The sequence below is a fragment of the Variovorax sp. V15 genome, assembly GCF_041154425.1.
Lineage (GTDB): Bacteria > Pseudomonadota > Gammaproteobacteria > Burkholderiales > Burkholderiaceae_C > Variovorax > Variovorax guangxiensis.
In genome coordinates this window covers 1,501,306-1,521,104 of the sequence record NZ_AP028659.1, presented here as the reverse complement: position 1 = coordinate 1,521,104, position 19,799 = coordinate 1,501,306, and the positions used below count along the sequence as shown (strand labels likewise).

General features: G+C 64.1%; 21 protein-coding genes. 11 read left to right on the top strand and 10 right to left on the bottom strand.

Features of this window, described 5'->3' with window-relative positions; all coding sequences use genetic code 11:
- Nucleotides 1-89 precede the first annotated feature (89 nt).
- A complete protein-coding gene (map, locus tag ACAM57_RS07410; RefSeq protein ID WP_369661172.1) occupies nt 90-836 on the top strand; it encodes a type I methionyl aminopeptidase in 747 nt (248 codons plus the stop codon).
- A 109-nt stretch (nt 837-945) separates the two neighbouring features.
- On the opposite strand, the gene ACAM57_RS07405 is transcribed toward map, so the two are convergent.
- The 4 genes from ACAM57_RS07405 to ACAM57_RS07390 form a co-directional block, all read right to left on the bottom strand.
- The gene (locus tag ACAM57_RS07405) at nt 946-1,764 is read right to left on the bottom strand and encodes a class I SAM-dependent methyltransferase (protein ID WP_369661171.1); all 819 of its coding nucleotides are present in this window, start codon (nt 1,762-1,764) and stop codon (nt 946-948) included.
- 226 nt (nt 1,765-1,990) lie between these two features.
- Nucleotides 1,991-2,806, bottom strand: a complete 816-nt coding sequence (locus tag ACAM57_RS07400; RefSeq protein WP_369661170.1) for an ABC transporter permease — start codon at nt 2,804-2,806, stop codon at nt 1,991-1,993.
- A gap of 4 nt (nt 2,807-2,810) precedes the next feature.
- The gene (locus ACAM57_RS07395) at nt 2,811-3,659 is read right to left on the bottom strand and encodes an ABC transporter permease (protein WP_126023399.1); all 849 of its coding nucleotides are present in this window, start codon (nt 3,657-3,659) and stop codon (nt 2,811-2,813) included.
- 114 nt (nt 3,660-3,773) lie between these two features.
- Nucleotides 3,774-4,802: a PotD/PotF family extracellular solute-binding protein gene (locus ACAM57_RS07390; RefSeq protein WP_369661169.1), complete on the bottom strand. Its 1,029-nt coding sequence runs from the start codon at nt 4,800-4,802 to the stop codon at nt 3,774-3,776.
- Nucleotides 4,803-5,114: 312 nt separating this feature from the next.
- Here ACAM57_RS07390 and ACAM57_RS07385 point away from each other — a divergent pair, with 312 nt between their 5' ends.
- From ACAM57_RS07385 to argE, 4 genes are all read left to right on the top strand, one after another.
- Complete coding sequence (locus tag ACAM57_RS07385) at nt 5,115-5,528, top strand: RidA family protein (protein ID WP_019656931.1); 414 nt, start codon at nt 5,115-5,117, stop codon at nt 5,526-5,528.
- Between the two features lie 5 nt (nt 5,529-5,533).
- Nucleotides 5,534-6,208, top strand: a complete 675-nt coding sequence (locus ACAM57_RS07380; protein ID WP_369661168.1) for a DUF1028 domain-containing protein — start codon at nt 5,534-5,536, stop codon at nt 6,206-6,208.
- Between the two features lie 67 nt (nt 6,209-6,275).
- Nucleotides 6,276-7,268, top strand: coding sequence for a LysR family transcriptional regulator (locus ACAM57_RS07375; protein WP_369661167.1), 993 nt, complete (start codon nt 6,276-6,278; stop codon nt 7,266-7,268).
- Nucleotides 7,265-8,437, top strand: coding sequence for an acetylornithine deacetylase (gene argE / locus ACAM57_RS07370; protein ID WP_369661166.1), 1,173 nt, complete (start codon nt 7,265-7,267; stop codon nt 8,435-8,437). The genes ACAM57_RS07375 and argE overlap by 4 nt, the downstream gene beginning before the upstream one ends.
- A gap of 120 nt (nt 8,438-8,557) precedes the next feature.
- On the opposite strand, the gene ACAM57_RS07365 is transcribed toward argE, so the two are convergent.
- Nucleotides 8,558-9,817, bottom strand: coding sequence for a flavin-containing monooxygenase (locus ACAM57_RS07365; RefSeq protein ID WP_369661165.1), 1,260 nt, complete (start codon nt 9,815-9,817; stop codon nt 8,558-8,560).
- 269 nt (nt 9,818-10,086) lie between these two features.
- Between ACAM57_RS07365 and ACAM57_RS07360 the strand changes: the two genes are divergently transcribed.
- From ACAM57_RS07360 to ACAM57_RS07340, 5 genes are read left to right on the top strand one after another with little or no spacing between them, the layout of a single operon-like run.
- Entirely contained in the window at nt 10,087-11,244 is a 1,158-nt protein-coding gene (locus ACAM57_RS07360) for an ABC transporter ATP-binding protein (protein WP_369661164.1), read from the top strand.
- Nucleotides 11,245-11,258: 14 nt separating this feature from the next.
- Complete coding sequence (locus ACAM57_RS07355) at nt 11,259-12,272, top strand: NAD(P)H-quinone oxidoreductase (protein WP_369662413.1); 1,014 nt, start codon at nt 11,259-11,261, stop codon at nt 12,270-12,272.
- Between the two features lie 5 nt (nt 12,273-12,277).
- Nucleotides 12,278-12,892 (top strand): glutathione S-transferase, encoded by a 615-nt coding sequence (locus ACAM57_RS07350; RefSeq protein ID WP_369661163.1) that lies wholly within the window; start codon nt 12,278-12,280, stop codon nt 12,890-12,892.
- 13 nt (nt 12,893-12,905) lie between these two features.
- Nucleotides 12,906-13,394 (top strand): type II 3-dehydroquinate dehydratase, encoded by a 489-nt coding sequence (locus ACAM57_RS07345; RefSeq protein WP_369662412.1) that lies wholly within the window; start codon nt 12,906-12,908, stop codon nt 13,392-13,394.
- A gap of 2 nt (nt 13,395-13,396) precedes the next feature.
- Nucleotides 13,397-14,344 (top strand): 2-hydroxyacid dehydrogenase, encoded by a 948-nt coding sequence (locus ACAM57_RS07340; RefSeq protein WP_369661162.1) that lies wholly within the window; start codon nt 13,397-13,399, stop codon nt 14,342-14,344.
- Between the two features lie 422 nt (nt 14,345-14,766).
- On the opposite strand, the gene ACAM57_RS07335 is transcribed toward ACAM57_RS07340, so the two are convergent.
- The 4 genes from ACAM57_RS07335 to ACAM57_RS07320 all read right to left on the bottom strand — a co-directional run bounded on the left by ACAM57_RS07335 (nt 14,767) and on the right by ACAM57_RS07320 (nt 17,647).
- Nucleotides 14,767-15,312, bottom strand: a complete 546-nt coding sequence (locus tag ACAM57_RS07335; protein WP_369661161.1) for a nitroreductase family protein — start codon at nt 15,310-15,312, stop codon at nt 14,767-14,769.
- A gap of 124 nt (nt 15,313-15,436) precedes the next feature.
- Entirely contained in the window at nt 15,437-16,024 is a 588-nt protein-coding gene (locus ACAM57_RS07330; RefSeq protein WP_369661160.1) for a 7-cyano-7-deazaguanine synthase, read from the bottom strand.
- Complete coding sequence (locus tag ACAM57_RS07325) at nt 16,021-17,244, bottom strand: PfkB family carbohydrate kinase (protein WP_369661159.1); 1,224 nt, start codon at nt 17,242-17,244, stop codon at nt 16,021-16,023. Before ACAM57_RS07325 ends, ACAM57_RS07330 begins: the two co-directional genes overlap by 4 nt.
- A 22-nt stretch (nt 17,245-17,266) precedes the next feature.
- Nucleotides 17,267-17,647, bottom strand: coding sequence for a hypothetical protein (locus tag ACAM57_RS07320; RefSeq protein ID WP_369661158.1), 381 nt, complete (start codon nt 17,645-17,647; stop codon nt 17,267-17,269).
- Nucleotides 17,648-17,757: 110 nt separating this feature from the next.
- On the opposite strand from ACAM57_RS07320, the gene ACAM57_RS07315 reads away from it, so the two are divergent.
- A complete protein-coding gene (locus ACAM57_RS07315) occupies nt 17,758-19,059 on the top strand; it encodes a GTP pyrophosphokinase family protein (protein WP_369661157.1) in 1,302 nt (433 codons plus the stop codon).
- Nucleotides 19,060-19,156: 97 nt separating this feature from the next.
- On the opposite strand, the gene ACAM57_RS07310 is transcribed toward ACAM57_RS07315, so the two are convergent.
- Nucleotides 19,157-19,780, bottom strand: coding sequence for a hypothetical protein (locus ACAM57_RS07310; RefSeq protein WP_369661156.1), 624 nt, complete (start codon nt 19,778-19,780; stop codon nt 19,157-19,159).
- Nucleotides 19,781-19,799: the final 19 nt, after the last annotated feature.

The following is a 19,799-nucleotide window of genomic DNA, read 5'->3' as shown; positions in this document are numbered from 1 at the left end:
GCCGCCCCGCTCCATCGCATCGACGGGCCCCTGCCCGGCGGGCCGTCCATCATCAGCCCGCGCCCATCTTTCACAAGGACCCGACAGACATGACCATCGAAACACAAGACGACGTCATCGCCCTCAAGCGCATCGGCCGCATCGTTTCGCTGACGCTGCAGCGCATGCTCGACGCGGCGGAGCCCGGCATGACCACGCGCGAGCTCGACCTGATCGGCCAGCGGCTGCTGGAGGAGCACTGTGCGCGGTCGGCGCCGAAGCTCACGTACAACTTTCCGGGCTCGACCTGCATCAGCATCAACGAAGAGGCCGCGCACGGCATTCCCGGTGACCGCGTCATTCGCGCCGGCGACGTGCTGAACGTCGACGTGTCGGCCGAGCTCGGCGGCTACTTCGCCGACACCGGCGGAACCACCGTGGTGCCGCCCACCACCCCGCAGAAAACCCGCCTGTGCCACGCCACCCGCACTGCGCTGGCCGAAGCGATGAAGACCGCCAGGGCCGGGCAGCCGATCAACCGTATCGGCGCCGCCATCGAGCGCACCGCAAAGGCCTACGGCTTCAAGATCATCGAGAACCTCGCGAGCCACGGCGTCGGCCGCGCGCTGCACGAGGAGCCCGAGCACATTCCCGGCTACTTCGATCCTTCGGACACGCGCACGCTGCACGAAGGCATGGTCATCACCATCGAGCCCTTCCTGTCGACCAAGAGCCGCATCGTCACCGAGGCTTCCGACGGTTGGACGCTTGCAGGCGTGAACGGCAACCTGTCGGCGCAGTACGAGCACACGATGATCATCACCAAGGGCGCACCCATCGTCGTCACGACGCATTGATTGATCGAAGGGGTGATCGATGGCTCGATCGGCCAGCTCCGAGCTGAAGCCGGCCGAGCCTCTTCAACCGGGCGCTGAAGACAGCGCCCTCGCCTTCCGCCCTGCCCCGCTACCCCGCCGCCACGATCACATGCGCCTGGATCTTGCCGGCCACCGGGCCTTCGCCATGGCGGCTGGCGATGACCTGCGCCGCCCGGTCCGTCGCCGCCTGGAGCGCACTGGCATCGCGCGCCTCGATCTCGTTGCGCAGCGGCGTTCCCTGGCAATAGGCGGTGGCAACGTCGCGCGCCGAGGGTGAGCGGCTCGTCTTCTCGCGCGTCTCGATCTCGATGCTGGTGAAGCCCGCGCGGCTCACGTCGCTGCGGATCAGCGCGATGTCGTGGTAGCCGTGCGGCGTGCGGGCCAGGAAGCGCGGAGGGTCTTGCGGAAAGATCTCCGCGACGGCGCTGGTGACCTCGTCGGCAAAGGCGTTGTCCTCGATGCGGTCCCACACGGTGAACACAAAGCGCCCACCCGGCCTCAGCACGCGGCGCGCCTCGGCATAGCCGGCGGTGCGGTCGGGGAAGAACATCGCGCCGAACTGGCAGAAGACGACATCGAACGAGGCGTCTTCGAACGGCAGCTTGAGCGCGTCGGCCTGCTGCCATTCGATGTCGATGCCGCTGCTGTCGCCCTGACGAGTGGCGGCGTAGTCGAGCATCGGCTGGTTGAGGTCGGTCACCACGTAGCGCGTGCCGGTGCGCAGCCTGGGCGCCAGCGCTCGCGTGACCACGCCGCTGCCGGCAGCTGTCTCGAGCACCGCGCCTGGAGAGAACCCCGCGACCAACTCGGCCGTATCGGCGGCATAGGCCTCGAAGATCAACGGGACCATGAGCGTGTCGTAGAGCTTGGGGATCGAGCCTGCGAATAGCTTGTCGCTTTCGGTCATGGGGTGGCTCCTTGAAAGCTGGGGCTGGACACTGCCCTCGAACGCCCTTGGGTGCCCTGTTCGAGTTACCCCCACAGCTCAGGTGCGAGCCGCACGGCCTCGAAAGGCGCGCCGCCGTATCGGGCATTGGCGGCGCTGCGCCATGGTGGCCCTGTTCGCAGGCCCAGTCAACGCCGCGGCCTGGAGCGCACGCGACGGTGCCCGGCCGCGTGCGCAAGGGCCTCCGTCACTCTTCGATGTTCAGGATCTTGCCCAGGCCGAGGAAGTAGTTTGCAAGGGCCAGCACGGTGGCCGTGACCGCGATGTAGACCACCGACAGCGCCGCCAGCGTCGGGTCGGCGAACTCGCGAACGTAGTTGTACATGGCCACGGGCAGTGTCTGCGTGTCCTGCGTCGTCACGAACAGCGACGCCGTGAACTCGCTGAACGACATGATGGCCGCGAACAGCCAGCCGCCGAAAAGCCCCGGCGCCAGCAGCGGCACCGTCACGGTCAGCAGCACCTTGAGCGGCGATGCGCCCAGGCTGGCCGCGGCCTGCTCCAGGCGCTCGTCCAGGTTCTCCATCGACACGTAGACGCTGCGCATCACGAAGGGCAGAACCAGCATCACATGGCACAGGATGGCAATACCCCAGCCGCGCTGCACCGAGGCCTGCGACACCAGGATCAGCAGCCCCAGCCCCAGCGTGAAGTGCGGCACCACCAGCGGCGAATGCAGGATGGCCAGCAGGGTCTGCTTGCCCTTGAACTCCATCCGCTTCGCTGCGATGGCCAGGCAGGTGCCGATCACCAGCGCCAGGAACGACGACCAGCCGGTGACGACCAGGCTCGCCTTGAAGCCATGCTGGAAGTCCGGGTAGCTGAACACCCGCGCGAACCATTGGAGCGAGTACGACTCGGGCGGGAAGCTGAGGATGGCCTTCTCGTTGAACGCGGCGATGGTGACCACCACCACCGGCAGCAGCACGAAGCCCAGCAGGATGGCGATCAGCAAGGGGCCCGCGATGCGCAGCGGAAGCGGCAGGGCGCTCTTGATCTTCATGATGTCAGTGCCCTCCGACGGCCTTCAGCCGCTTGGTCAGCTGGCCCAGCGCGAGCAGCGCGGCAGCGGTCAGCAGCAGGCCGACCACGCTCAGGCTCGCGGCCAGCGGGAAATTCATCGACGAGAAGCCGAGCTGGTAGACCAGCGTGGACACCGTCGGCACGCGGCCGCCGCCGATCATCTGCGGCGTGGCGAAGGCGCTGAAGGTCCACGCAAAGGCCGTGGTGATGCTCGCCAGGATGCCGGGCATCGACAGCGGCAGCGTGACCGTGAGGAAGGTCTTGACCGGGCCTGCGCCCAGGCTCTGCGCGGCCTTCTCGTAGTCTCGGTCGATGTGGGAGATGGCCGTGGCCAGCATCAGCACCACCACCGGAATGGTCACGTGCACCAGCGCCACGAGCACGCCCAGGTGCGTGAACATGAGCTCCAGCGGCCACTCGATCAGCCCCAGACGGCGCAGCACGCCGTTGATGAAGCCGTTGCTGCCGAGCACCGCGATCCAGGAGTAGGTGCGCACGATCTCGCCCAGGAACAGCGGCGTGATCGACACCACGAGGATGAAGGACTTGAGCGCCCGGTTGCGCACCCGCACCAGCGCATAGGCCAGCGGATAGGCGGCCAGCAGCGAGAACACCGTCGTCTCCACGCTCAGCAGCAGCGTGTTGGCGAAAGCGGAGAGATAGATCGACTTGGTCAGTCCGCTGAAGTTCTCCAGCGTGAGACCGCCCACGTCCAGCGAGCCGGGCACGAAGGCGCGGAAGCTGAACTGCAGCACGGCCAGCAGCGACACGGCAATACCCGCCGCAACAATGACGGCCGGAGACACCAGCCAGGCCCGTAGATCGGAACGCATTCCTGCCCTTCCCAACAACATCAACAACTTCTTCTTCAGATGCTCGACCGTCGCGGGGAGACCGGCGCGGCACTGGCCGCGCGGGTCTCCCCGGCTTGCATGACCCCGCGGGGATCAGTTCATGATGTTCTCGGTGAACCACTTGCGCCATTCGGCGGTCTTCTCGGCGCGCAGCTTGTTGTCGATCACGATGGCCTGGGTGTCCCACTGCTCCTTGGTGGTGAACACGCCGGGCAGCTTGGCGTCCTCGGCCGAGACCTTCGCGTTGGTGACGACCGGGCTGGCCTTCTTGGAGGCGACGATCTTCGACTGCACGTCGGCCGACAGCGCGATGTTCAGGAACTTGTAGGCCAGGTCGGCCTTGGTCGTGCCTTTCATGATGGCCATGGTGTCCACGCCGAGCACGGCACCTTCCTTGGGCATGACGACCTTGATCGGCACGCCCTGGCTGGCCATGTGGTACGCGTTCATCGACAGGATCACCTCCACGGGCGTCTCGCCGGTGGCGATCAGCTGCTGTGCGTTGGCGTCGTTGGTGTAGAAGGCCTTGAAGTTGGGCTTGAGCGCCTTGAGCTTGTCCTGGCCTTTCTCCCAGCTGGCGGCGTCGCCGCCCGAGAGCATGGCCGACACCGCGATGATGTGGCTCGGGTCGAAGTCGGGCGCGCTGAGCTTGCCCTTGAGCGCCGGGTTCCACAGGTCGTTCCAGCTTTCGAGCTTGATGCTGGCGGGCACCAGGTCGGGGCGGTAGCCGATGGAGTAGACGTACGCCCAGCTGCCGATGTGGTACGGGCTGATTTTGGCGCGGTCCACCAGGTTGGCGTAGTTCGGGATCTTGGCGGTGTCGATCTGCTCGAACAGGTTGCTGTTCACATACAGCCAGCCCACGTGCGAGGTCGTGAAGGTGATGTCGCTCTCGGGCTTGGCGGCCAGCTTGGCCTTGTTCAGGCGGTCGATGGTGCCGCCCGTCACGTACTTCACGGGCACACCGGTCTGGCGGGTGAATTCCTTGCCGATGTTGTCGTCGATGAGGTCACGGAAGCTGCCGCCCCAGGTGCTCACCACGAGCGCGTTGTCCTGTGCCCAGGCAGTGGTGCCGCCCAGCACGGCGGAGAGCGCGCACAAAGTCAGAAGCTTGCGAATCATTGATTGAACCTCGATCGTAAAAGTTGAACATCTGCCGGTACTGCGGCTGCAGGTGCCCTGAAACACCTGCAACACCTTCTGCGTGTGCAGCACCTGCATCACGGGGCCGGATCATAGGAATGGCTTACGCCGCGGCCTAATCGCCTTTTACGTACAGGTGGCTCAAATTTTCCGAGGGCCCCGGCGCGCGTGCCGCTCGGAAATTCCTAAACGGTCGCACGGAAAAAACAAATGGCGCCAGCGGCCGGCGCGAACGACCATGCCGGTCCCGGCGCCATCGGCGTCTCTTGCCCCCAGCCCCCTGCAGCGACCATGAAGCACACCCGCATCCGTCCTTTCAACACCAAGGTCACCTACCCGGAACAGAAGCTGGACAACGACCTCTGCCAGGCCGTCGTCGCGCGCGGCCGCACCGTGTTCCTGCGCGGGCAGATCGGCCAGAACCTGGAAACCTCCGAGAGCGTGTGCATCGGTGACGTCGCCGGGCAGGCCGAACAGGCCATGTCCAACATCGCCATGCTGCTGGAGGAAGCCGGCGGCGAGCTGCAGGACATCTGCAAGATCACCATCTACATCATCGACCCGCGCTACCGCGAGGCCGTCTACCTCGTGGTCGGCCGCTGGCTCAAGGGCGTGTTCCCGGTGTCCACGGGCATCGTGGTCTCGGCCCTGGCCCGGCCGGAGTGGCTGGTGGAGATCGACGCCACCGCCGTCATTCCCGACTGAACGCCATGACCTTCTCCATCGTTGCGCGCTGTCCCGCCACCGGCCAGTTCGGTGCGGCCGTGGCCTCTTCTTCGCCTGCCGTGGCGTCGCGCTGCGTGCGCGGCCGCCGGGGCGTGGGCGCCGCCGCCAGCCAGAACATCACCGACCCCGACCTGGGCCCGCTGCTGCTCGACCTGATGGCCGCCGGCAACACGCCCGCGCAGGCCGTGGCGCAGCTGCAGCAGCAACGCCCCTTCATCGACTACCGCCAGCTCATGGCCATCGACGCGCACAACCCGCCGGTGGTGTTCACCGGCGCCAACGCGCTGGGTACCCTGGCAAGCGTGGTGGGCACGCACGCGGCCTGCGCCGGCAACATGCTGCACAGCCGCGAGGTGCCGTCGGCCATGCTGGCGGCCTTCGAGAAAGCCGAGGGCGCGCTGGCGGAGCGACTGATGCAGGCCATGCTCGCCGGCCAGGCGGCCGGCGGCGAGGAAGGCCCCGTGCATTCAGCAGGATTGCTGGTCTACGGCACGCAGAACTGGCCCGTGGTCGACCTGCGGCTGGACTGGGTCGAATCCGACCCCGTGCAGGCGCTGTACGCCACCTGGCAGGTCTACGCGCCGCAGCAGGAGGCCTACATCACGCGGGCGCTGGACCCGCGCGCAGCCCCCAGCTTCGGTGTGCCCGGCAATCTCTGACGCAGGGGTGTCGCTAAACTGGCGCGCTCGCTTTCGCGCCGCGCGTGGCGCGCCTTCCTGTACCGACATGCTCAACCGCGTCTCCCTGCGCCAGATGGAGTACTTCGTCGCGACGGCCAAGCACGGCAGCATCGCCGCGGCCTCCGCGCAGATCCACATCTCCTCCCCTTCGATCTCCGCGGCCATCGCCCACATCGAGAGCGAACTCAACGTCCAGCTGTTCGTGCGCCACCCTTCCAAGGGGCTGGGGCTCACGGCCATCGGCACGCTGGTGCTGAACCAGTGCCAGGACGTGCTCGAACGCTCCTCGCGCCTGTACGAGATCGCCTCCGACACCGGCGACGTGATGCAGGGCCCGCTGCGCGTGGGCAGCTTCCAGTCGCTCACGGCCATGATCGCGCCGGAGGTCATCTTCCGCTTCGCGCGTGCCTTCGAGCGCGTCGAGATGCAGATGGTGGAGGGCGACCAGGAAGTGCTCATGAACAAGCTGCGGTCGCTCGAGATCGACGTGGCCCTCACCTACGACCTGCGCCTGGACGACGACATCGAGTTCGAAAGCCTCGCCACGCTGCCGCCCTACGTGCTGGTGAGCGAACTGCACCCGCTCGCGCAGCAGAAGGCGGTCACCTTCGAGGAGCTCGCCCCGCAGCCCTTCGTGCTGCTCGATCTGCCCATGAGCCGCGACTACTTCACATCGCTGTTCGCCAGCGTCGGCCTCGCGCCCAACATCGTGGCGCGTTCGCGTTCGGAAGAGGTGGTGCGTTCCATGGCCGCCAACGGCATCGGCTATGCGCTGTTCAACGTGCGGCCCAAGTCCAACCTGTCGCTGGACGGCAAGCGCATGGTGCGCGTGCGCCTGGCCGGCAAGAACCGCCCCATGCTCCTGGGGCTGGCCACCTACAAGCCCATGAAGCAGTCGCGGCTGACCCAGGCCTTCATGGACCGATGCCGCGCCTACATCTCCGACCAGTACATCCCGGGCATGAGCGCGGCCAGCTTCTTCGATCCCCATCCCGTGGCGCCGGAAGCGTCCGAGGCGCCACCTGCGCAAAAACCATGACCCCTGAACCTTCCGCCAGCGTCCGTCTGCTGGAGACGCTGATCGCCTTTCCCTCCGTTTCGCTCCACCCCAACGACGGGCTCATCGCCGCGGTGCAGGAAATTTTGTCGGCCGCTGGCATCGCCTCCACGCGCGCGCCGGACCCCGAGGACCCGCGCCGCACCAACCTCTTCGCCTCGGTCGGCCCCGAGGGTGTGCGCGGCGTGCTGCTGTCGGGCCACACCGACGTGGTGCCCGTGGAAGGGCAGCCCTGGACCTCGCCGCCCTTCGAGGCCACGCACAGGGACGGCCGCATCTACGGGCGCGGCGCGGCCGACATGAAGGGCTTCGTCGCCTGCGCGGTCACCGCCATGGTGGCTGCCGCCGAACGGCCGCTGAAAAGGCCGCTGCAGCTGGCGTTGTCCTTCGACGAGGAGATCGGCTGCGTCGGCGTGCGCCACCTGCTGCGCCGGCTCGAAGGCCATCTTCCGGCGCCGTACCTTTGCATCGTCGGCGAGCCCACGCTGATGCGCATCGGCACCGGCCACAAGGGCAAGGCCGCCTACCGCGCGGTCTGCTGCGGCCAGGCCGGGCACTCGGGCCTGGCGCCGCAGTTCGTCAATGCCATCCACATGGCCAGCGACCTCGTGGCCTCGGCGCGCGAGGTGCAGCGCGAGCTGGCCGAGAGCGGCCCACGCGAAGAAGGCTACGGCGTGCCCTACTCCACCGTGCACGTCGGCACCATCCAGGGCGGGCGCGCGCTCAACATCGTGCCCAGCGAGTGCACGCTGAACTTCGAGATCCGCAACGTCGCGCAGGACGAGCCGGCGCAGATCCTCGAACGCATCCTGCAGAACCTGGCCGCACGCGTGAAGCGCGAGGCCCAGCATGCCGACGCACCGCTGCCCGAGGTCACGCTGCAGAACAGCTACCCCAGCCTTTCAACGCCGGAAGACGCGCCCGCCATCGGCCTGCTGCGCGCTCTGCTGCCCGAGGGCACGCCCACCACCAAGGTCGACTACGGCAGCGAGGGCGGCCTGTTCAAGCAGAGCTGGCAGCAGACGCCCGTGCTGGTGTGCGGACCCGGCAGCATCACCGTGGCGCACAAGGCCGACGAATACGTGGAGCTGTCGCAGCTGCAGGCCTGCGACCGCATGCTGGCCGGGCTCGTCGACTTCCTCTGCCACTGACTGGATAGATCAGCCACGCCGCACGATGCTGCGGCCCACGACGCGCTGAATGACAGAGGCCGCCGGATCGCAGGATCCGGCGGCCTTCTCATTGATGCAACATTTGTGCAGCCCGCGCGCTCAGCTCTTTTCGTAGGACATGTAGCCCTGCTGCAAAAGGATGTGGTCGGCGATGTACTTGGCGTCGTGCCACACGCCATAGATGAACGACGAGGCGCGGTTCACCAGGTTCGGCAGCCCCAGGAAGTAGATGCCGCTCTCGGCCGAGATGCCACGCTTGTGATACGGCTCGCCGTTCTCGTGGAAGGCATTGACCTGCAGCCAGCTGTAGTCGAACTTGAAGCCCGTGGCCCACAGCACGGTGGTGATGCCGGCCTCGCGCAGGTCCAGGCTCAGCGTGGGCTCGGTCAGGCATGCGGGGTCGGGCAGCAGCTCCCAGGCCTCGGGCTCGGGCGGAAACGGCAGGCCGTTCTGCTCGATGTACGCGTCGGCTTCGCGCAGCACGTCGAAGTAGGCCTGGTCGCCCTCCGCCACGTTGCGGGCCAGGCCTTCGGCGAAGCGCATCACGCCGTTCTCGTAGGAGTCGGTCAGGCCCACCAGTTCGATGCCCGCATGCGCAAGGCGCCGGAAGTCCACCGTGCGGCCGCCCTCGTAGCCGCTCACGGCAAAGGCCACGTGCTTCTTCTTGGGCTTGATGCGCACCTCGTCCCACAGGCCGAGCGCGCCCAGCCACCAGCAGTAGTCGCGCCCGCGGTAGGAGCGCGGCGGACGGTAATGCTCGCCCACCGAGAGATACACCTTGCGGCCGGCCTGTCGCAGCTCTTCGGCGATCTGCGAGCCCGAAGCGCCCGCCCCCACCACCAGCACCGCACCATCGGCCAGCTGGCCCGGGTTCTTGTATGCCGACGAGTGCAGCTGCGCGACCGGCGCATCGGCCGGCACGATGGCGGGATAGGCCGGTATCTGGAACGGCCCCGTGGCCGCGACCACGTTCATCGCCTCGATCACGCCTTGAGAAGTCGTCACCTTGAAGCCCGGGCGGCCGACATGTCGCTCCACGCGCTCGACCTCCACGCCTGTGCGCACGGGTGCCTTCAGCATGGCCGCATAGTCCTCGAAGTACTGGGCCATGCGCTCCTTGGGCGGAAAGGCTTCGGGCGAGATGCCCTCGAACTTCAGCCCCGGAAAGCGGTCGTGCCAGGCCGGGCCGTTGGCGACCAGCGAATCCCAGCGCTCCGAACGCCAGCGCTCCGCGATGCGATTGCGTTCGAGCACGAGGTGCGAAACACCCATGGTCGCCAGATGCTCGCTCATCGCGATGCCGGCCTGGCCTGCGCCGACCACGAGGGTGTTGATTTTCTCCACTGACTCCACTGACATTTGATGTTCCTCAGGATGATCGCCGCCGGCGCTTTCGGCCGGGCGGGCCGGCACTGCCAAGCACCGATTGGGGGGCGAGTCTGATGAAGGGCACCGCGTTTGAAAATCATGTTTTTCAGACGCAAGGCTTAGGAAAAAGCGAAGCGCGGCCGCCACGCTGCGAAGGCGCTGCGCTCACGCTGTAGAAATCGCCTGTTTCGTTTTTTCCGAGGGGCAGCCTCAATATCTGCAAAGGCCCGATGGCAGCCGATGGGCTTATCGTTTCGGCCATGAATCCTGTCCCTTCCGAGCACGGCCCTGCTGCGGCCAATGCGGCCAACATGGCCAATGTGTCCGACGTGGCCGTCAGCATCGAAGGCGTGGTCAAGAAGTACCACGACCAGACCGTGCTGCGCGATGTCTCGCTGAAGATCCGGCGCGGCGAGTTCCTCACTTTGCTGGGGCCCTCGGGCTGCGGCAAGACCACGCTGCTAAACCTCATCGCAGGCTTTGCCGAAGCCGACAGCGGCGAGGTCTTCATCGAAGGCCGACCCGTCACCAGCGACCCGCCGCACCTGCGCAAGATCGGCCTGGTGTTCCAGAACTACGCGCTGTTCCCGCACATGACGGTGGAGCGCAACATCGGCTACGGCCTGCACATGCAGGGCGTGCCCACGGACGAAGCGGCCAGGCGCATCCGCGAGGCCATGGCCATGGTCAAGCTCGACGGCCTGGGCCACCGCAAGCCGCGCGAACTCTCTGGCGGCCAGCAGCAGCGCGTGGCACTGGCGCGCGCGCTCGTCATCCAGCCCAAGGTGCTGTTGCTCGACGAACCCTTCTCCGCCCTCGACAAGAGCCTGCGCGGCTCCATGCAGGTGGAGATCCGCGAGATCCAGCGCCGCCTGGGCCTGACCACCGTGTTCGTCACGCACGACCAGGGCGAGGCGCTGGCCATGTCCGACCGCATCGCGGTGATGTCGGCGGGCGTGATCCGCCAGATCGCGCCTCCGGCCGAGCTCTACCAGAGCCCGCAGGACCCTTTCGTCGCGTCCTTCCTGGGCGACGTGAACATCCTGCCGGCCCACTACCACGGCAAGGGCGCGGGCGACGTGCAGCTGCGCCTGGGCTCGGGGCTCATCAGCCTCTCGCAGGACCGGCTCGTGCATGCCTCGCACGAGGGCGAGCGGCTCGACGTCTATGTGCGGCCCGAGCACCTGCGACTGGAGAACCTGCACCCGGCCTCGACGCTGAGCGGCACCGTGGTCAACCACGTATTCCAGGGCGACCACATCAACACCTTCGTCGACGTGGACCTGCCGATGACGGCACGCCAGATCGTCACCGTGCGCAGCCCCGGCCTCACGGCCATGCGGCAATGGCCGGTCGGCTCGGTCGCAGGACTGGCGCTGGCTCCTGAAGGCGTGAGCGTCTTCAGCCCGCAGCCATGAGTGCCGTGAGCCCCATGACTGAAGCGGTGACCGAAGCCCTGCCCTCCTCCATGCAGGCCATCATGGCCCGAGAACCGGGCGATGCCGGCGTGCTCGTGTTCGCCGAGCGGCCCGTGCCGCAACCCGGCCCCGGCGAGGTGCTGCTGCGCGTGCTGGCCGCCGGCATCAACCGGCCCGACATCATGCAGCGCCAGGGCATCGCCAGGCCCGCGCCCGGCGTCACCGACGTGCTGGGCCTGGAGGTCTGCGGCGAGGTCGTCGCCTGCGGCCCGGGCGTCGACACCGCGCTGCGCGGCACGCGGCGCATGGCGCTCGTGCCCGGCGGCGGCTATGCGCCCTGGTGCGTGGCCGCGGTGGACCATTCGTTCGCAGTGCCGACGCGGCTGTCCGACGCCGAGGCCGCGGCTCTGCCGGAGGGGCTCTTCACCGTCTGGCACAACCTCTTCGAGCTGGGCCGGCTGGCGATGGGCGAGACCGTGCTGATCCACGGCGCCACGGGCGGCATCGGCTCGCTGGCAGTGCAGATGGCGCATGCGGCCGGCTGCACCGTCATTGCGACCGCGAGCGACGAGGCCCGCTTCGCAGAACTCAAAGCCATGGGCGCCAACCTAGCAGTCTCCTGGCCCACCACCGACTTCGTGCAGGCCTGCCTCGACTTCACCGGCGGGCGCGGCGTGAACGTGGTGCTCGACATCGTCGGCGGCGACTACGTGCGCCGCAACCTGCAGGCCATGGCCTTCGGCGGCCGGCACGTGAGCCTTTCATTCATGCAGGGCTCCGCCGTCACGGTCGAACTGCTCACGCTGATGCAGCGACAGCTGAGCCTGCATTCGTCCACCATGCGCCCGCAGACGCATGCCGAGAAGGCACGCATGGCGCAGGCCATTGCGCGCCATGTGCTGCCGCTGCTCGCCAGCGGACGCATCGCGCCGCGCCTGCACGCGCGGCTGCCGCTGGCACAAGCCGCACAGGCTCATGCACTGCTGGAAAGCGGCCAGGTGTTCGGCAAACTCGTCCTGGAGCCTTGAGCATCATGCGACTGCTCTACGCCCCCACCTCGCCCTTCGTGCGCAAGGTCATGGTCTGCGCCCACCTGAGCGGCCAGGCCGAACGCATCGAGTGGCTCGACAGCGCCGCGCATCCGGTGCGCCGCGACAGCCGCATCGCGGCACACAACCCGCTGGCCAAGGTGCCGACGCTGATCCTGGACGACGGAGAGTCGCTCTACGACAGCCGCGTGATCTGCGAGTACATCGACAGCCTGGGCAGCGCCGGCATCTTTCCGCCAGCCGGACCCTCGCGCTGGAAGGCGCTCACGCGACAGTCCATGGGCGACGGCCTGCTCGACGCCGCGCTGCTTGCGCGCTACGAACTCACCGCACGGCCCACCGAAATGCAGTGGCCCGTCTGGCGCCAGGCGCTGCTGACCAAAGTCACGGCCTGCCTGGGCACCATCGAGACCATCGCGCCGGAGCTGGCAACGGCCGACCCCACCATTGGCGAAGTCGCCGTCGGCTGCGGCCTGGGCTACCTCGACTTCCGTTTTCCTGAACTGGACTGGCGCGCCGGCCATCCCGCCGCAACTCGCTGGTATGCCGAGTTCGCGCAGCTGCCCGCCATGCAGGCCACCCTTCCCCACGAAGCCTGAGAGCAAATCCATGATGAGCAACACCACCACGCTCCCTCCCCTTACGGTCTGGTTCCTCAACGGGCCCAACGCCAACCTCTATGGCCTGGATGCCAACAAGACCTACGGCAGCGACAGCTTTCCGGTGCTGCAGTCGCGCTGCGAGCAGAAGGCCGCGTCGCTGGGCGTGAGCTTGCGCTTTCTGCAGAGCAACCACGAAGGCCGGTTGATCGACTGGATCCAGGAGGCGCGCGGCGTGGCCGACGGCATCGTCATCAACGCGGCCGGCCTCACCTACACCTCCATCGCCATCCTCGATGCACTGCTGGCCTTCCCCGGCAAGATCATCGAAGCCCACATGAGCAACATCTGGAAGCGCGAGCCCTTCCGCCACCACTCCTTCATCTCCAAGGCGGCCCATGGCGTGATCGCGGGCCTGGGCGGCGACGGCTACGAGTTCGCGATCGAGGCCGTGGCCCGGCTGGTTCGCAGCGCCAACGAACAGCAGCAGAAGAGCGCCTGAAGATGGCACAGCAACGCCTCGGCACCCTGGTCTTCTACAGCGACTTCGACGATTTCGGCGCCTGGCAGAAGGCACTGCAGGCGCAGCTGCCCGACCTGCAGGTGGTCCATTCCAGCGCCCTAGAGCGGCCCGAGGACGTGCACTACGCGATGGTCTGGAAGCCGCCCGAGGGCTTCTTCCAGCAGATGCCGAACCTGCGGCTCATCGTCAACCTCGGCGCCGGCGTCGACGCGCTGGTCTCGCGCAGCGACCTGCCGGCGGGCATCCCCATCACGCGCATCACCGATCCGAACATGTCTCGCATGATGGCCGGCTACGTGCTCTTCGCCGTGCTGCGCCATGCGCGCGACATTCCCCACTTCGAGCAGGCCCAACGGCGCGGCGAATGGGCCTACCGCCACCCGCGCTCGCCCGAGGAAATCTCGGTGGCCGTGCTCGGCCTGGGCCACCTCGGCGCCATGGCCGCGACCGAAGTGCAGCGCCAGGGCTTCAGAACGCTGGGCTGGTCACGCAGCCAGCGGTTGATCGAAGGCGTGGAATGCTTCTCGGGTATGGAGACGCTGGACACCGTGCTCGGCCAGGCCGACATCGTCGTGCTGATGCTGCCGCTCACGCCGCAGACCAAAGGCCTTTTCGACCGCGCACGGCTGGAGCGCCTGCGGCCAGGCGCCGCCTTCGTGAACGTGGCCCGCGGGGCGCTGGTCGATCAGGCTGCGCTGACTGCGCTGCTGCAGAGCGGGCATATCGGCAGCGCGACGCTGGATGTGTTCGAGCGTGAGCCGCTGCCTTCCGATGATCCGCTGTGGGGAATGCCTCAGGTGCTGATCACGCCGCATCTGGCTTCGGTTGCGATTCCCTCTTCGTCTGCGCGGCAGATCGCGGCGAATATCTTGCGTGTGGCGGAGGGGGAAGAGCCGATGGATGTGGTTGATCCGGGGCGGGGGTATTGAGGGTTGGGTTGAGAGGGCCGGCGGAGTTGGCGTGCCCTGTTGAACTACGCCGGTCCTTTGCGTCGGGCTGCTGAGTTGCTCGGCTTGGCCAACCTCCAAGCTTTCGCCGTGATGGTTCGCAATCGCCTGTGCCGCGCGGTCTGTGCCAGTGCGAGCGCGTTGGCGTCGCGCAACTCGATCTCAATTGCGCAGCGGCGTTCCTTGGCAACACGCGATAGCGACCTTGCGCACCGAGCGTGAGGAATCGAGCTTCTAGCGCGCTTCGATCTGATTGCTGGCAAACCCAGCGGTCCAAGTCTTCACGGATCAGCACAACGTCGTGATCGCCGTTCGGCGCGCGCACCAAGAAGCGCGGAGGGCCTTGCGGGAAAAGCTTAATCTAGGGTAAGCCGGACAGCTTCAACAGGAACTTAGCCTGAAGATCAGAGACCGCCCACTAGAGCCATGCCCACCCCATACAAGCCCGGCTTATCGACCAGACGACTGGCCCACGGCTCTCCTGTGGCTCCTAGCAGACAGAAGTTCAGCTTAAGCGCCTGCGCCGCCAATGACAGGTAACCCTGCAAGATGCCTGCGTCACGCCAGACTAGGCTGGCCGCATCTTCGTACTTAGCACTAGTCATGGCAGGCTCAGCAACCAGCATGATGAGCGTGCCCTGTTGGCAAGGAACAGCAACGTCAACGTGCTGCCGGACCTCGGCGGGATCGACTGATGAGACGATCCCTACTAGGGCGTGCTGAAAGGGATCATATCGATGCCAACCAGCCAAATCAGGGCTGGAAACAATCAGGTGGACAGGATGAATGGCTCCTGCCGAAGGCGCGGCACGAAACGATATGGGAAAGCCCAGCTCACTGGAACCAACCTCCGTCACGATCTGCACAGCGTAAAGTAGCGACGCCAGGGACTCGCGAGGAAGTGGGCCGAAGGCGCGCTTGGTGCGTCGAGAAGCCAAGACTGTCTTCATATCTACGTCTCCTCCCACGATCGCCCAAGGAAGGGCGACCACACTCGTTTGAGGCCAAACGATGGGCGAGTATGGTCGATAGACATCCTTCGGACGTGGTCGTCCAAGAGCAGGCCAATGTGTTTTAGGCTCGGAGTGCATGGAGCACATCGAGATACTTGTTGCAGCCGCGGCAGCTACCGCAAGCAACATTCGCTACATGACAGCTATGCGCCCAAGCGAGAAAGTGATCCGGAACCTTAGCAACGCGCACTAGTTCCTCCGTGCTATACGTAATTGCTGGTGCCTCGATGCGCAGGCCACCTTCTTGCATCGATACAAGGCGGTCGATGGCTTCAACGAAATTCGGAGTGCCATCCAAGTGAGAAGAGTCAGAGCGAACGGTCCCGATGTAGAGCACCTGTGCGTTCAGCGACATAGCCTTCATGGCTGCAAAAGTAAGCAGCATCTGGTTGCGATAAGGCCACCAGTCGCTCGCAGGTGCGTGCTCGCTAGCCATCTGTCCCGCCATATCGCCGGACCCCAAGCTGCGGCAGTCGATGCGGACCACATGGTGCTCGATATTCAGGCGCTTACAGACTGCAATGGCTGCAGCCACCTCCGCGTCCGCAGGAAGCTGGCCATAATCAATCGTGATTGCGAGGTCCGGACGCTTCCACCAAGCAATACTGAGTGAGTCCATGCCACCCGATAGCAAGAGGGCCGTCCTCATTTCCGAACAGCTTCCCAAACAGTTTCGTAGATTGCGGTCGCGTAATCATTTCGGATGATGCATCCCGATCCCACCATCATGGTGAGGTTGTCGTCCGTCTCATTCTCCGAATACACCACGACCGGCTTATTTAGAGCCTTTGCGTACCCGATCTCATAAACGGTACCGGGGTCCATCCCGTCTACGATGGCAAAGACAACGTCAGCAGCCTTGATGGCTTCCAAGTCGGGCTCAACGACCTCCTCGGCCGTTCCGTGGCCTACATCGTGGACAGGCGAAAAAACTTCCAGACCAAGGCCGCGCAGATCCGCACGTGCCTGTTTGACCATCCAAAGCTGGTTGAGCGTAAAGAAGGGCCCGGCAAGGTAGATATTGGGTTGGTGGCGCCCCTTGATAATAGATTCCTTCACGTTGATTTCCTCAGGCTTGAACTTGGCGAGGATGCTAGGTGAAACGAATTCTTGCGCCTGACAATAGTATGCAGTGGCCCGGGCGGCAAGCTCCACGCATTTAGCCGCAGGTTCTCGCTGGACCAGCCACTGGTATCCAAAGTGGGCGACGAAGTTGTCCCCTGAGCCGATCTTCCACACTTTGCGAGACCGATAAGCAGGTATGCGCATGTCTGTCTTATCCGCTAACACATAAGCTCCAAGAGGTCCCTCTTTGATGACCACTACCCGTGCACCAGTGTCTTGGAGAAGCTTTTTGGCCATTTCATCAGCCGTAGCGGACACGGTCATTCCACTAAGTTGTCTTGCCTCTCGACGATTAAGGATCAGAGCCAATTCTCTAGCTTGGGAACCGTTTGCGACAAAGTGCTGCGTTTCTTCGGCATTCTGAGGGTCGTACACGACCCGGTCTGCTTTAACCACTGCATCGCCTTCGATCATTCCAAACTGCACTACTGCTTCAGCTTCGACATGCAATGACGATTGCTTTGGATAGGCGCCCTCTATACGCGGCGTCTCAAGAGGATGGTGATACTCGAATCGGACTGGATCTTCCATATGCTCCGCATGGAACGTGAAGTTCTCAAGCGCAGCTCGCTCCTCGAGTTCCTGTCTGCCCGCCGGGTCCAAACGGGTATACAGCTTTACCTGCGCGCCCATCTTTGCAATCGCGGACGCGGCACGCCCTCCAGAACCGTAGTACTGCTGCCAGCTCGGATGGAGGCAACGCTCTTCGTAAACCCCGCCGACCACTACAAGTGGGTCAGTCATATATATGCCTCAGCGAATCGGGTTACGCGCCACTTACGCGAAGGCGAACTTGACCGTCATTTTTTGATATGACCAATGCCTTGAATTTGTAGCCCTCAGTCATGCATTGGCGCAAACGTTGAACCGCAGGAGACGCAATACCTCCCGCAATCTGGTCCTTGTACAACACGGCGACAACAGAGGTTGTCCCTATGGATAGCATTTCGATAGGAAGGATGTCTTGCTCTTGGAGCAGAGCAACGACAGCTTCTTTCGGAGAGCTGAGTTGAGCATCAAAAATCAATCTCTCGCAAGGCGTGCTATTGCCGTCAAAGAAGCCGCCACCCCCACCCCCACCGGATCCAGACATGTAACCCTCACTCGATTGCTCGCGTTCATACGCGGATTCGTTATAGTCCGCCATTAGTTATATTCAGTCAAGATCGTTAACGAGGTGCGATTCATTCGTAGCCTGGGAGAAAGTCAGGGCAGAGTCCATCGGCGCTAGGCGCGTAAGAGCAAACGGAGGGGGAATTGTCAGACTTGATATCTCAGTTCGTCGGACGCTACAGGCGCGAGTACGACTATTTCGAATTCGCGGCCAAATTGGTCCATGCGCAATTGGAAAGCGCACTGTCTTCTAGTGGGATCCGCGCGATGGTGACCTATCGGGCCAAGCGACCTGAGCGTTTGGAGGCGAAGCTTCGTCAGCGCAATCAAGCAAAGTCGCCGTACGCGAACGACGAACAGATCTACGACGATATTGTCGATTTGGCTGGTGTTCGCGTCGCGTTGTACTTTCCAGGAAGTGTCGAAGAGGTGGACAAGGCCATTCGTGCGAACTTCGATATGTCCAGCGAAGTCAGGAAGTTCCCGCTCAACGAGGGAAGCAGTCCACGCCCCTTCAACAAGCGGTTTGATGGCTATCGAGCTCAGCACTACCGCATTCGTCTCAGAGAAAGTGATCTTCAAGAGCCTCAGAAGCGGTATGCAAAGGCACTAGTCGAGATTCAAGTTGCATCCGTTTTGATGCACGCTTGGTCTGAAGTCGAACATGACCTGATCTACAAGCCGCTCCAAGGCACATTGTCTGAGGACGAATACGCGATTCTTGATGAACTCAACGGGCTAGTAATGGCAGGCGAGATCGCATTGGAACGCCTGCAGCGAGCGAGTGAAACACGCGTAACTCAGGCAGGAGCCGCTTTCGAGAGTCACTATGACCTTGCCGCCTACCTGCTGAAATCCATGGGGCCCGTTCTCAAGACGGCGGATAACCAATCGGCATTGGGCCACGTAGATTTGCTCTACGAACTCCTAGTTCGATTGAGTCTGAACTCGCAAGACTACATTCAAAGTCTCATAACAAGCCTGCACGCTGACGTCGAGAAGCGCTCCATCGCCGATCAGATCGTCGATTTGGTGCTAGCTGCCGACGAAAATCGATACTCTGTATATGCGGAGATTCGAGGCAAGCGCATCACGGAACTCTCAAATGCTACCGATCGCTCCAAGGAGGTGCTAGCGAGCGGCGTCCTCCACGCCTTCTTGCAGGAATGGATCGAGTTCGAAAAGGTTGCCATTGAACGTGCAGGCTCGTCGGGCACGGGGAAGGAGTCCGGTAGGGTGGCCATCAAACGCTTCCTAAGCGACCAAAACAATAGAGAAATTGAACGCATTTCGGCTTTGCGAAACAAGACAGTACACGGCAGAGGAATGCCAGACTGGGGCGATATCAGGGAGGCCACCAAGTCACTTAAACGCATCGTCCAAGAGTTGCGCTCCAAGGAGCAGCAGCAACCCACTCACGAATCCGATCCCGAGCCGGGAAAATAGCCGCTGCTATGCAGCGAGTTCAATTGCCCCAGCCTTGTTCTCTAGAAGACCGAACGGGACCAAGTCATGGTCCCGTCCGCAACTGCTTTGAGGCCCCTCAGAGCCGTTGATCGCTCGCAATAGTCAGAAGACAAGTCCTCGCCCAGTCTGCGTGATCGGGGTCTGGTGTCATCTCGGGATTGAAGTACCACTCATAGAAGTCAGCGGCTATGGCCGGAAATCGGTCGTAGTCCCATGCCGAGTCGTCCGAATAGATGATTCCGTCAGTCAATTCAGCCAGCGAGGCGGCGATGATTCCGTAGGCGAGATTGATGATTGCAGGCTGGCCAACGCTGCGTCGAAAGGACCAGTAGTGCCCTTTGGCCAAGCAAGATTCGATGCGAGATCGTTCGGTCCTTGCTCGCTCATTCGTTTCGAGCAATTCGCGCCACATCGTCCAGTCAATCTCTTCGACTTTCCTGTAGCTGACGTCGGTCCCACCCAGCACCCCTGGAACATGAAACCAGCCGTACTGGCCTCTTTGCCAGGTCATCTCGTCGTCGGGCGTGATTGGTACCTCCTCGTGGCTTCTGTGATGTCTCACCTCGACTCTCAGTTCAGGACGTACATCAATGCCATGACGGCGGAGTCGCTCCGCAAGTCGCGTCGAAGCCAGTTCGATCAGCTCGCCAAATTTCGGAGTTTCCGCAGTTCCGGAATAGACATCAAACGTGGTCGACATAGATGCCCTCGCGCAGTTG

Coding starts and splice junctions, on each gene's coding strand:
- map (WP_369661172.1), top strand. CDS start 90: ATGACCATCGAAACACAAGACGACGTCATCGCCCTCAAGCGCATCGGC.
- ACAM57_RS07405 (WP_369661171.1), bottom strand. CDS start 1,764: ATGACCGAAAGCGACAAGCTATTCGCAGGCTCGATCCCCAAGCTCTAC.
- ACAM57_RS07400 (WP_369661170.1), bottom strand. CDS start 2,806: ATGAAGATCAAGAGCGCCCTGCCGCTTCCGCTGCGCATCGCGGGCCCC.
- ACAM57_RS07395 (WP_126023399.1), bottom strand. CDS start 3,659: ATGCGTTCCGATCTACGGGCCTGGCTGGTGTCTCCGGCCGTCATTGTT.
- ACAM57_RS07390 (WP_369661169.1), bottom strand. CDS start 4,802: ATGATTCGCAAGCTTCTGACTTTGTGCGCGCTCTCCGCCGTGCTGGGC.
- ACAM57_RS07385 (WP_019656931.1), top strand. CDS start 5,115: ATGAAGCACACCCGCATCCGTCCTTTCAACACCAAGGTCACCTACCCG.
- ACAM57_RS07380 (WP_369661168.1), top strand. CDS start 5,534: ATGACCTTCTCCATCGTTGCGCGCTGTCCCGCCACCGGCCAGTTCGGT.
- ACAM57_RS07375 (WP_369661167.1), top strand. CDS start 6,276: ATGCTCAACCGCGTCTCCCTGCGCCAGATGGAGTACTTCGTCGCGACG.
- argE (WP_369661166.1), top strand. CDS start 7,265: ATGACCCCTGAACCTTCCGCCAGCGTCCGTCTGCTGGAGACGCTGATC.
- ACAM57_RS07365 (WP_369661165.1), bottom strand. CDS start 9,817: ATGTCAGTGGAGTCAGTGGAGAAAATCAACACCCTCGTGGTCGGCGCA.
- ACAM57_RS07360 (WP_369661164.1), top strand. CDS start 10,087: ATGAATCCTGTCCCTTCCGAGCACGGCCCTGCTGCGGCCAATGCGGCC.
- ACAM57_RS07355 (WP_369662413.1), top strand. CDS start 11,259: ATGACTGAAGCGGTGACCGAAGCCCTGCCCTCCTCCATGCAGGCCATC.
- ACAM57_RS07350 (WP_369661163.1), top strand. CDS start 12,278: ATGCGACTGCTCTACGCCCCCACCTCGCCCTTCGTGCGCAAGGTCATG.
- ACAM57_RS07345 (WP_369662412.1), top strand. CDS start 12,906: ATGAGCAACACCACCACGCTCCCTCCCCTTACGGTCTGGTTCCTCAAC.
- ACAM57_RS07340 (WP_369661162.1), top strand. CDS start 13,397: ATGGCACAGCAACGCCTCGGCACCCTGGTCTTCTACAGCGACTTCGAC.
- ACAM57_RS07335 (WP_369661161.1), bottom strand. CDS start 15,312: ATGAAGACAGTCTTGGCTTCTCGACGCACCAAGCGCGCCTTCGGCCCA.
- ACAM57_RS07330 (WP_369661160.1), bottom strand. CDS start 16,024: ATGAGGACGGCCCTCTTGCTATCGGGTGGCATGGACTCACTCAGTATT.
- ACAM57_RS07325 (WP_369661159.1), bottom strand. CDS start 17,244: ATGACTGACCCACTTGTAGTGGTCGGCGGGGTTTACGAAGAGCGTTGC.
- ACAM57_RS07320 (WP_369661158.1), bottom strand. CDS start 17,647: ATGGCGGACTATAACGAATCCGCGTATGAACGCGAGCAATCGAGTGAG.
- ACAM57_RS07310 (WP_369661156.1), bottom strand. CDS start 19,780: ATGTCGACCACGTTTGATGTCTATTCCGGAACTGCGGAAACTCCGAAA.